The sequence below is a fragment of the Clostridium sp. 1001275B_160808_H3 genome, from assembly GCF_015550425.1.
Classification (GTDB): domain Bacteria; phylum Bacillota; class Clostridia; order Clostridiales; family Clostridiaceae; genus Clostridium.
The window spans coordinates 13,173-26,755 of sequence record NZ_JADNAT010000001.1; the positions used below are offsets into that span (position 1 = coordinate 13,173).

General features: G+C 26.3%; 13 protein-coding genes. 6 read left to right on the forward strand and 7 right to left on the reverse strand.

All coding sequences use genetic code 11. From position 1 onward, the window contains the following. Positions 1-117 precede the first annotated feature (117 nt). Entirely contained in the window at positions 118-801 is a 684-nt protein-coding gene (locus I2A75_RS00085) for a pseudouridine synthase (RefSeq protein ID WP_195262447.1), read from the reverse strand. Positions 802-1,097: 296 nt separating this feature from the next. Here I2A75_RS00085 and I2A75_RS00090 point away from each other — a divergent pair, with 296 nt between their 5' ends. Further along, positions 1,098-2,882 carry an alpha-amylase family glycosyl hydrolase gene (locus I2A75_RS00090; protein WP_195262448.1) on the forward strand — a complete coding sequence of 595 codons (1,785 nt, stop codon included), beginning with the start codon at positions 1,098-1,100 and terminating at the stop codon, positions 2,880-2,882. A gap of 277 nt (positions 2,883-3,159) precedes the next feature. Here the strand turns inward: I2A75_RS00090 and I2A75_RS00095 are convergent, their stop codons facing one another. The 3 genes from I2A75_RS00095 to I2A75_RS00105 all read right to left on the reverse strand — a co-directional run bounded on the left by I2A75_RS00095 (position 3,160) and on the right by I2A75_RS00105 (position 5,876). Further along, positions 3,160-3,945 carry an HAD family hydrolase gene (locus I2A75_RS00095; protein WP_195262449.1) on the reverse strand — a complete coding sequence of 262 codons (786 nt, stop codon included), beginning with the start codon at positions 3,943-3,945 and terminating at the stop codon, positions 3,160-3,162. 27 nt (positions 3,946-3,972) lie between these two features. Beyond that, the gene (locus I2A75_RS00100) at positions 3,973-4,731 is read right to left on the reverse strand and encodes a DeoR/GlpR family DNA-binding transcription regulator (RefSeq protein ID WP_243241924.1); all 759 of its coding nucleotides are present in this window, start codon (positions 4,729-4,731) and stop codon (positions 3,973-3,975) included. A 269-nt stretch (positions 4,732-5,000) separates the two neighbouring features. Further along, positions 5,001-5,876, reverse strand: coding sequence for a type II CAAX endopeptidase family protein (locus tag I2A75_RS00105; RefSeq protein WP_195262451.1), 876 nt, complete (start codon positions 5,874-5,876; stop codon positions 5,001-5,003). A gap of 612 nt (positions 5,877-6,488) precedes the next feature. Between I2A75_RS00105 and I2A75_RS00110 the strand changes: the two genes are divergently transcribed. Together I2A75_RS00110 and I2A75_RS00115 are read left to right on the forward strand one after the other, a co-directional pair. Beyond that, positions 6,489-8,153 carry a glutamine--tRNA ligase/YqeY domain fusion protein gene (locus I2A75_RS00110; protein WP_195262452.1) on the forward strand — a complete coding sequence of 555 codons (1,665 nt, stop codon included), beginning with the start codon at positions 6,489-6,491 and terminating at the stop codon, positions 8,151-8,153. A 387-nt stretch (positions 8,154-8,540) separates the two neighbouring features. Continuing rightward, positions 8,541-9,143: a DUF445 family protein gene (locus I2A75_RS00115; protein ID WP_195262453.1), complete on the forward strand. Its 603-nt coding sequence runs from the start codon at positions 8,541-8,543 to the stop codon at positions 9,141-9,143. 190 nt (positions 9,144-9,333) lie between these two features. Here the strand turns inward: I2A75_RS00115 and rsgA are convergent, their stop codons facing one another. After that, positions 9,334-10,392 carry a ribosome small subunit-dependent GTPase A gene (gene rsgA, locus I2A75_RS00120; protein WP_195262454.1) on the reverse strand — a complete coding sequence of 353 codons (1,059 nt, stop codon included), beginning with the start codon at positions 10,390-10,392 and terminating at the stop codon, positions 9,334-9,336. 312 nt (positions 10,393-10,704) lie between these two features. Here rsgA and I2A75_RS00125 point away from each other — a divergent pair, with 312 nt between their 5' ends. Together I2A75_RS00125 and I2A75_RS00130 are read left to right on the forward strand one after the other, a co-directional pair. Next, on the forward strand, positions 10,705-10,845 hold the full coding sequence (locus I2A75_RS00125; protein ID WP_243241896.1) for a hypothetical protein: 141 nt from the start codon (positions 10,705-10,707) through the stop codon (positions 10,843-10,845). Between the two features lie 149 nt (positions 10,846-10,994). Further along, positions 10,995-11,381 carry a VOC family protein gene (locus tag I2A75_RS00130; RefSeq protein ID WP_195262455.1) on the forward strand — a complete coding sequence of 129 codons (387 nt, stop codon included), beginning with the start codon at positions 10,995-10,997 and terminating at the stop codon, positions 11,379-11,381. Positions 11,382-11,445: 64 nt separating this feature from the next. Here the strand turns inward: I2A75_RS00130 and I2A75_RS00135 are convergent, their stop codons facing one another. Continuing rightward, complete coding sequence (locus I2A75_RS00135) at positions 11,446-11,847, reverse strand: hypothetical protein (protein ID WP_195262456.1); 402 nt, start codon at positions 11,845-11,847, stop codon at positions 11,446-11,448. Between the two features lie 493 nt (positions 11,848-12,340). On the opposite strand from I2A75_RS00135, the gene arr reads away from it, so the two are divergent. Continuing rightward, a complete protein-coding gene (gene arr / locus I2A75_RS00140) occupies positions 12,341-13,090 on the forward strand; it encodes an NAD(+)--rifampin ADP-ribosyltransferase (RefSeq protein ID WP_195262457.1) in 750 nt (249 codons plus the stop codon). A gap of 239 nt (positions 13,091-13,329) precedes the next feature. Here the strand turns inward: arr and I2A75_RS00145 are convergent, their stop codons facing one another. Beyond that, positions 13,330-13,509 (reverse strand): MarR family transcriptional regulator, encoded by a 180-nt coding sequence (locus I2A75_RS00145; protein ID WP_195262458.1) that lies wholly within the window; start codon positions 13,507-13,509, stop codon positions 13,330-13,332. Positions 13,510-13,583: the final 74 nt, after the last annotated feature.

Genomic DNA, 13,583 nt, shown 5'->3' on the forward strand with positions numbered 1-13,583 from the left:
TATTCTTATACTTTTTTATTTAATTTAAAAGTCCTATTTTCTTCAAAAATAGTCATAAAAAAAATAGGACCATAGTCCCATTTTGGAAATATTTTTTAAAATTAATTAAATATTACATTAAACTTCTTCTATAATCTTATTTATAATTTTCTTATCTATAAGTTTCCATTGCCCTATCCCTATATCATCTAGCGCAATATTCATTATTCTTATTCGCTCTAACTTGGTAACATTATATCCAAAAACTTTGCTCATTCTTCTTATTTGTCTATTCAATCCTTGAGTTAAAATAATACTAAACACATTTCTATCTATTCTTCTTAATTTACATGGTCTAGTAACAGTCCCTAATATCTCAACACCTTTAGACATGCCTTCAATGAAGCTATCATCAAAATCTTTATCTAAAGTTACAATATATTCTTTTTCATGATAACTTTCTGAAGATAATATTTTATTTGCTAACTCTCCATCGTTTGTCATTAAGATTAGCCCCTGAGAGTCCTTATCTAATCTTCCAACTGGAAAAACATAATCCTTATAATTTAAAAAGTCAATTATATTATTATCTATTTCTCTTGCAGAGGTACAAACTATTCCTGGTGGCTTATTTAATGCTATATATACCTTTTCCTTTGGCTTTACCTTTTCACCGTCTAATAATATCTCATCATTTTCCTCAACCCATTGACCTTGTTCACATAGTTTTCCATTAACAATTATTCTTTTATCTTCAATCCATCTACTTACTTCTTTTCTTGAGCAATATCCATAGTTACTTAGTAGCTTATTTATCCTCAATGTACAAATTATCCTTTCTGTTTCTTATTTCTATATTATATATTTGTTTCAATTAATAATCCATATTTATATTTTGCAAATATAAAGGCTACGCTAACTAGATATGTATTAAATTGGAGATATTATATGAAAATCGGAAAGTTAATACATATCATTAAGTTTAATTCGAAAATACTACAAAATTGAATTTATATTTTTGTACTCCCGTACAAATATATCTAATACTCAACATTTGTAATTGTTGTCATAAATGAACTGTGTTAAATTCAACTTATGAAACTTCTAGGAGGGGTAAAATGAAGAAGAAAAAAATATTTTATTTATCTATATCAATAATTTTAGCTTTAACTGCTATAATAGTTTCCTTTAATCTATTGACAAAAAATAATAATAAACTTGAAAACAAACCATTCTCATGGGATAATGTTAGTCTTTATTTTGTAATGACTGATAGGTTTTATGATGGTGATAAATCTAATAATAATTCATATGGAAGAGTTAGTGTAGATTCTAAAGGATCAACCGTTGGAACTTTTCATGGTGGAGATATTAAGGGTTTAACTAAAAAATTGAAGGAAGGATATTTTGATGATTTAGGAATCAATGCAATTTGGCTTACATCTCCAGTAGAACAAATACATGGATTTATATCTGGAGACTCAAACGGTTCCTTTGCTCATTATGGTTATCACGGCTACTATGCTTTGGATTGGACTTCAATAGATAAGAATATGGGGACTGCTCAAGAAATGAGAGAATTTGTTGACTTAGCTCATTCAAAGGGAATAAGAATTGTTTTAGATGTTGTAATGAATCATACTGGATTTTCTACTTTAAAAGATATGTCTGACTATGATTTTTATCCAATAAAAAATGATACAGTTGATATTTCTAATTGGATTCCTGATGAAAATGAAAACTTTGATACTTATAATAAAACCATAGTTGATTATACTGCTCATAAAGAGGAGTGGTCCAAATGGTGGGGACCTGATTGGATAAGAGCTGGTATCCCTGGATACACTCCTGGTGGTTCAAATGATATAACAATGAATCTTTCGGGGTTACCCGATATAAAAACAGAATCTACAAATCCTGTAGATATTCCTCCAATACTTAAAGTAAAGTGGGGAAAAGATGCCACAGAAAAAAATGATAAATGGATAATTCCAGCTGCTGAAAAATATAGAGAAAACTTAAATATAGCACCTTCAGAGTATATAATAAAATGGCTATCAGCTTGGGTAGAGGAATTTGGAATAGATGGCTTTAGATGTGATACTGCTAAACATATAGATATGTACAGATGGCAAGAATTAAAAGAAGAATCAAATAAAGCTCTAACAATTTGGAGAGAAAAAAATCCTAATAAACCTGGTGCTAAATGGACAGATGATTTTTGGATGACAGGTGAAGTTTTCGGACAAGGTCTTGATAAAAATGAATACTATAATAATGGCTTTGATTCAATAATAAACTTTAAATTTCCAAAAGGTGATAGTATAGATTCATTAGAGGAAATTTATTCTGAATATGCTAATAAAATAAATTCTGACTCTTCATTTAATGTCTTAAGTTATATATCCTCACATGATACTGGATTAACTAGAGGAAATATGATTAATTTAGGGACAAAGCTTATTTTGTCTCCTGGTGGTATAGAAATTTATTATGGTGATGAATCAAATCGTAAACCTTCAACTAATACTATAACTACCGCTAAAGATCAACCTTCAAGATCAGATATGAATTGGGATAATATAGATAAGGATGTGTTATCTCACTGGCAAAAACTTGGTAAGTTTAGGTCAAACCATATTTCAATAGGTGCAGGAGAACATAAAGAAATCCAAACTTGTCCTTATGCTTTTAGTAGAATTTATAATAAAAATGATTTTAATGATAAAGTTGTTGTTGCAACTGGCGTTTCTAATGAAGCTACTATAGATGTATCATCTATATGGGAAAACTCCACATCTATAAGAGATTTTTATACTGGAAAGAAATATACAGTTAAGGATGGTAAAGTTGCTGTCAAAGCTAATAGTAATGGTATTGTATTATTAGAAGAAGTAAAGTAAAAAGTATCGTAGTCTCAGAAATCTATTTAATATAAAATTTATTCAATTTTAAGTAAGCTTTATTACCTTTAAAAGTTAATTTCTTATTTTTATAAAGGGTCTCACGAAACGTGAGATCCTTTTAAACCATTGATTTTACTTACTTAAAGGCGTTTTTAAACTTAAATAGAGATTTTGTCTATTATTTACATACATGCAAAAATGTAAGCTCTAATTAGAACTTACATTTTTACTAGCTAATATAAAAATTTATTTTGATACAAACCCTGTATAAATTTTATACACCTACAACTTCTTTTATTGCTTCTACTACTCCATTATCATTATTACTTTTTGCAATAAATCTTGATACCTTCTTTAAATCATCATGTGCATTTTCCATTGCAAAGCTATAATAAGCGCTACCCATCATTTCTAAATCATTAAGATAATCTCCAAATACCATTGTTTCTTTATGATCTATCTCTAGCATATCTTGAATTTTATTTATTGCAACTCCTTTATTAACACCTTTAGCAGTTATATCAAGCCAAATTTCTCCTGATACTGTTACTTGAAGCTTGTCTTTATATTCATTATAGTAATTATTACTATTAAATTCAGAACCAGAAAAATCACATATTGTTACTTTTAATATATCATCTTCAACTTTAGTTAAATCATCAATTATTTCATATCTCTCATAATATTTCTTTGTTTCTTTTACTAATCTCTCTTCATTACTTTCTATATAAGCCGATTTTTTACCACATACTATAACATGAGCATTTTCTATAGTTCTACCTATTTTAATAAGCTCTATTGCAACATTTTTATCTAAAGAATTAACTAAAATTTCTTCACCTTTATATACTACAAATGTTCCATTCTCGGCTATAAACATCATATTATCTTTTATTTTTTCAAATCTTTTTAATAAGTTATAATATTGTCTTCCACTTGCAGCTGCAAATATTATGTCCTTTTCAACAAGCTTATGAAAAATATCAAAAAACTCCTTGTTTATTTCATTATTCCCATTTAGCAATGTTCCATCCATATCTGATGCTATAAATTTTATCATATGCTTGATCACTCCTAATTATTATATTTAATATATCACTTTAACATTATATTTTGATAATCCGTCAACTATATTTTCTTCTGGTTTCTTATCTGTAATTATATAATCAATATCTCCTAATTCACAAAACTTATATGATCCATCATTATAAAACTTGTCATTAATAGTAATTAAATATTTCTTTTTACTCATTTTAATAATTGATTCTTTTGTACTAACTTCATCTAGGTTAAAATTGCTGACAAAATTATCTTCTATATTAATTCCACCAGCTCCAATAAAAGCTTTATCAATTTTAAATTTTTTAATTTCATTTGAAGTAAATGCTCCAACAGTTCCACCTATTTTTTTATTATACATACCTCCTATTTGGATTATGTCTATATTAGGTATTGAATCAAAAGCCATTGCAATTCTATTCATATTTGTTATTAATGTTATATTCTTTTTAAATCCTGCCATCATTGTTGCAACAGTATAATTAGTACTTGAAATATCCATAAATATTACATCATTTTCTTCAATTTCATCCATAACTAAACTTGCAATTTTTTCTTTTTCATTAATATTGCTTATTATTCTTGAAGTTGTATTGTCATTATGAATTATTTTTCTTTCTAAAATTGCCCCGCCATATGTTCTTTTGATATTACCACATTGTTCTAGCTTACTTAAATCTTTACGAATCATACCTTCAGAAACATTAAATTTTTCACTTAAGTCTCTTACTCTTACTTTACCATCTCTCTTAAGCATTTCTAATATATCTTCTAGCCTTTCTTCCATAAACAAACAAATCCCCTCCTTTACCCTACAAGACTAATCTCATTTATTATCGTTTGTTATCACTCATTATCTTTTAATATCATTTTATAACATTTATTATTATTATTCAAGGATAATAAATTGGATTTATAGTTTATAAAGAAAAGTGGATATATATATTTGCTTACTATATGACTTCTCTCCAAGTCAATACCACATACATAGTCACTTAAAAACTTAAGAAAGAAAATTATAAAAGGAGCTATTTAAAAAATAACTCCTACTAGATACTAATTTAAATCTCTATAATCATTAAAATTAATTGTTACATCTTCATAGCTAATATTTTTCTTTTTAACAAAGTAAAGTGATGTTATTAACCCTATAGCTCCAACTACTACAAAGCCTATAAGAATACTTGTTAAATCTGGAACATTTTTTAAGATATATGGTGATAAAGTAGCTATACTATTATTAATCATATGCATAATTATAGATGGCCATAATGATTTTGTTTTGTATGTTATATAACCAAATACCAAACCTAATAGTGTAGCGTATGTCCCTTGAATTAAATTTCCGTGGAAAATACCAAAGAATAATGCTTGTATAATTATTGTCCATAAAATAGATATATTCTTATTTAAAGTCTTAAATATAACACCTCTAAACATAAATTCTTCTGTAAATGGTGCTATTATTCCTACTGTTAATAAAGCAATAAATATATTACCTTGGTTTAATGGTGCAAGAAGATTTTCCATCATAGAAAAATTATCTTTGAATAATCCTGCTTCTTGAACTAAACTTAATGCACCAGAGTTGAATAACCACGCACTTATACCTAAAGTAATTCCAATTATAAGATTTACTTTAGCAGTCTTAACTATTTGTAACTCTTCCTTAAAGTTCTTCTTTCTTATCTTGTATATTAATAAAAATACTAGCACCGTTATTATTGAAGATGCTAATAGAATATAATTTGTTAATCCTAATATCTTATTAGTTAGCTCTTCAGGATTAAATCCATTTAATTCATTTAAATTATTCATTGCATATATAACTCCAATTATTCCCCCTCCCACTATTGATACTATTAACTGAATTCCAAATGTTAAAAATAAATACCCAACTGCTGCAAAAAAACTTTTTAATTTTTCTTTCATTTTCATACCCTCTTTCTAATAAACTTTTATACCATATTTTCCCTAATATAATTATATATTACATTTGTACATTTAACTATAATCATATAAGAAAATAAGATTTTTGCATAAATAAAAAAACATATTTTTATAAATTTATACTACTCTTATCATAAATTTATTTATATACTTTATAAATTCTTTAACTTTTTGGTTAAATACTCATAAAAAACTCATTTTTACCATACTTATATCTTTATTTTTTTTCATCCTTAGTTTAAAATTAGAAGTAAAACTAACATATTATTATCTAGATATATACATAAATTTATTAAAATCACGAATATATAAGTTATAGTAATAATTTAACTTATTAATAAAAAATATCAGTAATTGATAGAATATAGATAAGTTAATATTTTAGTAACTTATATAAAAATTACATACTATATATAGTTTCAATTTTGCTATTTTAATTAACTAAGAATATAATCTCTTTAATGCACTTATAATCTCAATTGTTTTATTATTAATTGAAACATATATATGATAAATTGATTTAAAAGTAAAAAAATAGTATATAACTAATATATAAGCATTAAAAAGATAAATTTATATAGGAGAGGTATTCGTATGTCAAATGAAATTAATTCATCAAATTTTATAAGAAATATAATAATTGAAGATTTAGAAAACAAAAAACACGATGAGATTATAACTCGTTTTCCACCTGAACCAAATGGATATTTACACATAGGTCATGCTAAATCAATAGTTTTAAATTCAGGTCTTGCAAAAGAATTTAACGGAAAGTTCAACTTAAGATTTGATGATACAAATCCAACTAAAGAAGATACTGAGTATGTTGAATCTATTAAAGAAGATGTTAAATGGCTTGGCGGAGATTGGGATAGTATTTACTTTGCTTCAAACTACTTTGATATAATGTATGATAAAGCAAAACTTTTAATAAGAAAAGGATTAGCTTACGTATGTGATTTAACAGCTGAAGAAATAAAAGAATATAGAGGAACTTTAACTGAACCAGGAAAAGAAAGTCCTTATAGAAATAGATCGGTTGAAGAAAATCTAGATTTATTAGAAAGAATGAAAAAAGGTGAATTTAAAGATGGAGAAAAAGTATTAAGAGCTAAAATTGATATGTCTTCTCCTAATATAAATATGAGAGATCCTATTATATATAGAATTGCACATGCTACTCATCATAATACTGGTGATAATTGGTGTATATATCCTATGTATGATTTTGCTCATCCACTTGAGGATGCAATAGAAGGTATAACTCATTCAATTTGTACTTTAGAATTCGAAGATCACAGACCTCTTTATGATTGGTTTGTAAGAGAATGTGAAATGGAAAGCACTCCAAGACAAATAGAATTTGCTAGACTTAACATGACTAACACTGTTATGAGTAAGAGAAAACTTAAACAACTAGTAGATGAAAATATAGTTGATGGTTGGGATGACCCAAGAATGCCTACTGTATCTGGTTTGAGAAGAAAGGGATATACTCCTGAAGCTATCAGAAATTTCTGTAGTGCAATTGGTGTTTCTAAAGCTAATTCAGTTGTAGATTCTCAAATGCTTGAATATTTTATAAGAGAAGATTTACAACTTAAAGCAAATGCTGCTATGGCTGTTATGAGACCATTAAAAGTTGTTATTACTAACTATCCAGAAGGTCAAACTGAAATGCTACCAGTTCCAAACAATGCTAAAAATGAAGATGCTGGTACAAGAGAAGTTCCATTCTCAAGAGAAATATATATAGAACAAGATGACTTTATGGAAGTACCTGTTAAAAAGTATTTCAGATTATTCCCAGGTAACGAAGTTAGATTAATCGGTGCTTATTTTATAAAATGTAACGATGTTATAAAAGATGAAAATGGAAATGTAGTTGAATTACATTGCACTTATGATCCAGAAACTAAGAGTGGTTCTGGATTTACTGGAAGAAAAGTTAAAGGAACTATTCACTGGGTAGATGCAAAAACTGCTAAACCTGCTGAATTTAGACTTTATGAACCATTAATATTAGATGATGCTCCTGAAAATGAAGGTAAGCACTTCTTAGAACAAATAAATCCTAATTCATTAGAAGTATTACAAGGATTTATTGAAGAAACTACTGCTAAGATTGCAAAACCACAAGATAAATTCCAATTAGTAAGAAATGGTTTCTTTAATGTAGATCCTAAGTACACTACTGATGATAAATTAGTATTTAATAGAATAGTATCTTTAAAGAGTTCATTTAAAATTAATAATTAAAGAATGAAAAAGTGAAAAATTATGGATATAATTCAGCTATGCTGAATTAATTTAAAAGAGTTGCATCGCAACTCTTTTTCTATTTTATATAAATTATATTTTAAATATCTTCAAACTTTTTATCTTTTTTAAACTTTTTATCTATTTTAAACTTTTTATCTATTTTAAACTTTTTATCTATTTTAAATTCTTTATTCTTTTTAAATTCTTTATTCTTTAAAATATTTTTGTTTCTTATATAATTTTATACTAATTAGTCAATTTTCTATTGAAATAATTCTATATTCCTTATAAAATTATGTATGAATTTAAATACTCTTTATATTAAATCTAATTATAAACTTTTATAAATTATGCTATTATACTTTACATAACTAGGAGGTACTTATGAATAATTTTATTACTATTTTAATATTAACGATTGTTGGTGGGCTTATTGGATGGATAACTAATATCTTGGCAATAAAGCTTTTGTTTAGACCAATTAAACCTGTTAAAATTCCTATTTTAAATATTGAAATATTAGGATTAATTCCTAAAAGGAAAAATGAAATTGCTGCTAATATTGGTGAAGTAATTTCTAATGAGTTACTTTCAATAGATGACATATTAGATCAAGCTTTAAGTAGTTCAAATGGAGAAAATTTCAACTCTTACATAATAGATAAAATAAAAAACATTATAAATGAAAAGCTAAATATAATTCCTATGCCGTTTAGAATGATGGCTTCTCCGTATATTGATGATATTTTAAACAAGGAAGTACCTAATGCAGTTGATGAAATTAGCGTTGACCTATTAGATAAAGCTAAAGAAAATGTTAATATTCAAGAAATTGTTGAAGAAAAAATTAATCAATTAGATTTGGAAAAACTAGAAGATATAATAATTAGTGTTGCTAAAAAAGAGCTAAAGCATATTGAAATTCTAGGCCTTGTACTAGGTGCTATTATTGGAGTACTTCAAGGTGTTTTAGTTATTTTTCTTTAATAAAAAAAAGAGCATATCATATTATAGTTGAGAGAATAGATAATTACACAGAATTATCTATTCTCTCATCACGGGACAGTAGTTAGTTTTGTTTTACAAAAAACTAACTACTGTCCCTTATGATTTGCTCTCTTCTATAATTAACTTAATCTATAGTTAATTTAAATAATTATTCATTTGCCTCTTACCTCTAATTATATTTCTTTCTTTTATCTTCAGACTTACTTCCATGCATATTTTTTAGTTTTTGTTTTTCTTGTCGCTTAGATTTTAATAAATTATAAGCTTCTTCTTTTTTAAGCTTTCTATATCTTTCTAGCCTTTCTGGATCTAAATTTCCATTTTCTATAGCTTCTCTTACTGCGCATTTAGGTTCATTTTTATGAGTACAATCAGAAAATTTACATTGTTTTTCTAACTCTTCAATATTACTAAAGGATTTATCTACATCTGCTGATATTAATCCAAGTTCTCTCATTCCAGGTGTATCAATAATTACTCCACCAGACTCTATAACAAAGAGTTCTCTATGTGTTGTAGTATGTCTCCCTTTATCATTTTCACTAATTGAATTGGTCTTTAAAACTTCTTTATTCATTATCTTATTAATAAGAGTTGACTTCCCTACCCCTGATGATCCTATAAATGCTATTGTTACTCCAGTTTTTATATATTTTCTTATTTCATCATATCCATCTTCATTAATACTTGATGTTACCACTATATCTATTCCTATAGCTATCTCTTCTATTTGTTTTACTTTATCATTTATATCTTCGCATAAATCTGATTTAGTCAATATTATAACTGGAGTAGCCATACTATCCCAAGCTACTGCAATATATCTTTCTAGCCTTTTTATATTAAAATCATTATTTAATGACATACATATAAAAACAAAATCTATATTAGATGCAACTATTTGCTTATCATACCTAGTACCTGCTACCTTTCTTGAAAAATAGCTTTTTCTATTTAATATATTATGAATTATTGCATCTCCATTTTTATTATTTATCCTATCTAATAGTACCCAATCTCCAACAACAGGATAATCAAAAGTACTATTTGAAGAATATGATAATTTCCCAGATACTCTTGCAAGTACTTCTCCTTCTTCAGTAAAAACCTTATAAATATCTTTATATTGTACTGAAACTCTCCCTAAATAAAAGTTTTCATTATAAATACTTGCTTCCTTTACGTATCCTTCATTTACTCCTAATTCTAGTAAGTTTTTATTATTCATTTTTCCTCCCGAAACTAAAACATATTGGGAAGGATATCTAATTCATTACTATACTGTAGTCACCTTCCCATTAACAACAATATAGGTTTTATTTTTTCTTACTAAACTCATCATAAAACATCACATCCTTTCAGATAATTAATGGTAAAACAAAACTTACCATTATATTCATTATATATTAATATTCATAATTTTTGCATAATTTATTAAATATTTTTGTAATTTCAACCTCTAATTAATGTATGATAAAAATATACATTAATTAACAATATTATTAATAGTGTAAGTAAATTTTATTGGAAGAATAAACTTATGGTTAATACTTTAAATTGGTTTAAATCCTATTCAATAACTGATATACAAATAAATGTAGTATATGCAAATGATGAAGCAATACCATTTTATAACCGTTATGGATTTTATATTGGAAATTATATCTTAAAAAGAACTTGATACTTAAGACTCAATTTAAAATTATTATGAATTAATAAAAATATCAATTAGAACTTTATTAATAAAATACTATGCTAAATACTGTAATCTCTTTGTAATGGCATGATAAGTTAAATTATATGTTAAATTAGTAAAGTGGGAAATATACGATGAAAGCACAAATTAATCTTATTACTATTTTGACAAATGGTATAGATAAAATGAAAGCATTCTATAATAAAGTCCTAGGATTTAGAATTGAAAATGACCTTGGTAATTATGTTGAATTTGAAAATGATGGAATAAGATTTGCTATTTGCATGAGAGACGTTATGTATGATCAAAGTAGTGAATATAGGAAAGAGTCATCTGGACAAGGGTTCGAACTTGCTTTTCCATGTGAAAGTCCTAAGGATGTTGAGGAATTATTTAATATGTTAATCAGCAAAAGAACAACTTCTGTTCATGAACCACAAGATATGACTTGGAATCAAAGAACAGCATTATTTGCTGACCCCGATGTAAATATACATGAAATTTTTGCAGAAATTAAATAGTTAATAGTTTTAAACTATTACAAATTAAAAGTTGATAAATTTAATTATCAACTTTTATACTTTATTAGTTAGATATAACCTCACCATTTTCATCTAATAAATATATTGCAAAAACTATCTCAATTTTCATTGGATCTTCTTTAACACTTTCACCATTATAAACAATTCTTATTCTATCACCCTTATTTAATTGTGGAAGATTCCCAATAGATATGTTATTTAAATCTATGATAATACTATCTGCATCAATAATATCTTTATCTGAATTAACACTTTCATTATCTATGGGACTAACATCAAGACTTTCCTCTGTAATATCATTAACCACTGCATTCATATAGTTTTCTGCTTTACACTTACTACATCCTGTTATTAATAGAATTAAACAAAAAGCCCTAATAAAGAAAATTAATTTTTTCATAGGATACTTATACTGACTCCTACTATTGACTAAATTATTTAACATGATAATTCCCCCACTCACTTAAAAATAATTAATACCTAATAGAATAAATGCTTCTTATAAGACTATATTATGCTTACTAATATAAATATACAATTATTTACTTTTGAATGTATAGGAATTTAATGAAGATGCACTTAAATTTTACGAGTCAATTGGGATGTGTACAAGAAAGCGAAAAATAGAATTTAACTTATAATAGTTTGTTACTTAATCTTAAATCTATTATGAGGTTATTAATTTATTCGAATTGAATAATTGTATTATAATACAAATTGAATAAGAGTTAGATTAGCGTACACACCTAGAAAAGTGGAAGCCATTACCTAATGAGCTGCTTTGTTAAAAATAACAAAAAAGAGAGTAATCCTATTTAGTAAAAATCACTCCCTATAATTTAATTATACCATGTATAAAATGAAAATATAAGTATACATTTATTATTATATATATGTTAAGATAATGTACCTATAATAATAAGAGGAGGGTACATTAAATGAGCACTAAATTTGATCCAAAAAACAAAATTATAAGACTATGTATGTTGGGAATGAATATGGAAGATCAAGGTAACTCTGAAGAAGCAAGTGCATTATTTCTTCAAGCTTTGAATGAATCAGTAAATGACTTTGAAAGATTTATTGCAGCCTACCAAGTAGCTAAACATAAAAAAGATATTTCAGATAAATTAAAATGGATGGAAAAAGCTTTAGAGTATGCCATAAAATCAAATGATGATAGTGTTAAGAGTGCTTTTCCCACAATATATTTAAGCATTTCAAAATGCTATGAAGAATTAGGTGATTCTGATAAGGCGAAAGCAAATTATGAATTGTCAAATTCATCTAATACTGAACCTTATGATAAAGGACCTTTTTATCATGGAACTAGAGCAGATTTAAAGATTGGTGATTTGCTTGTAGCAGGTCGAAATTCAAATTATAATTCTGAAGTTAAGATGAATCACATTTATTTCACATCCAATCTTAATGGTGCAGGACTTGCAGCTGGATTAGCAAAAGGAGAAGGTAGAGAACATGTTTATATTGTAGAGCCAACAGGAGCCTTTGAAAATGATCCAAATGTAACTGATAAGAAATTTCCAGGAAACTTAACATGTTCTTATCGCTCTCAAGCACCTTTAAGAATTGTAGGTGAAAAAACAGACTGGATGGAACAGACACCTGAAGAACTTAGCCAATGGAGTAAAAAATTAGCTAATACCAAAGGTGAAATTATTAATTAAAGATATCTTTAGTTGATATTCTCCTATCTACTGGCTACATTTTTCGTGAAGAAATCTATTATGTAATAAAAAAAGAAATTCCACCAAAAGTGGAATTTCAATCTAATCTCTTCTCTTTAACTTTCTCACTAAAAATAGAGAATCATATCTAACTAATTTTACACTATAACTTTCAAAACTACTTCTAGTAGTTTTCACTATAATTATGCATTATCAATTATGCATTGTTATAGCACCTCTTATCTTTTTATTTGCCAATAACATCTTTTTGGTGAATAAATTTTTTCTTCCTTTTTAAGTTTATCCATAACTTTTGAAACTTCTTTTTTGTCTACCCCTGTTCCTTCTGCAACTGCAGTAGCATTTAGTGGTTTATCATTTTTAGTAAAGAAATCTAAAACTAAATCATAATTTTCCATATGTTCATCTCCTTTTGTATTTGTTACTATAATTTTACATAATACTATATATCAATTTCAATAATTATTTTTAA

What these genes read in the sequence shown, in the direction of transcription:
- I2A75_RS00145 (WP_195262458.1), bottom strand. Translation starts at nt 13,509, where the DNA reads ATGGAAAATTATGATTTAGTTTTAGATTTCTTTACTAAAAATGATAAA.
- I2A75_RS00090 (WP_195262448.1), top strand. Translation starts at nt 1,098, where the DNA reads ATGAAGAAGAAAAAAATATTTTATTTATCTATATCAATAATTTTAGCT.
- rsgA (WP_195262454.1), bottom strand. Translation starts at nt 10,392, where the DNA reads ATGAATAATAAAAACTTACTAGAATTAGGAGTAAATGAAGGATACGTA.
- I2A75_RS00105 (WP_195262451.1), bottom strand. Translation starts at nt 5,876, where the DNA reads ATGAAAGAAAAATTAAAAAGTTTTTTTGCAGCAGTTGGGTATTTATTT.
- I2A75_RS00095 (WP_195262449.1), bottom strand. Translation starts at nt 3,945, where the DNA reads ATGATAAAATTTATAGCATCAGATATGGATGGAACATTGCTAAATGGG.
- I2A75_RS00115 (WP_195262453.1), top strand. Translation starts at nt 8,541, where the DNA reads ATGAATAATTTTATTACTATTTTAATATTAACGATTGTTGGTGGGCTT.
- I2A75_RS00125 (WP_243241896.1), top strand. Translation starts at nt 10,705, where the DNA reads ATGGTTAATACTTTAAATTGGTTTAAATCCTATTCAATAACTGATATA.
- I2A75_RS00135 (WP_195262456.1), bottom strand. Translation starts at nt 11,847, where the DNA reads ATGTTAAATAATTTAGTCAATAGTAGGAGTCAGTATAAGTATCCTATG.
- I2A75_RS00100 (WP_243241924.1), bottom strand. Translation starts at nt 4,731, where the DNA reads ATGGAAGAAAGGCTAGAAGATATATTAGAAATGCTTAAGAGAGATGGT.
- arr (WP_195262457.1), top strand. Translation starts at nt 12,341, where the DNA reads ATGAGCACTAAATTTGATCCAAAAAACAAAATTATAAGACTATGTATG.
- I2A75_RS00130 (WP_195262455.1), top strand. Translation starts at nt 10,995, where the DNA reads ATGAAAGCACAAATTAATCTTATTACTATTTTGACAAATGGTATAGAT.
- I2A75_RS00110 (WP_195262452.1), top strand. Translation starts at nt 6,489, where the DNA reads ATGTCAAATGAAATTAATTCATCAAATTTTATAAGAAATATAATAATT.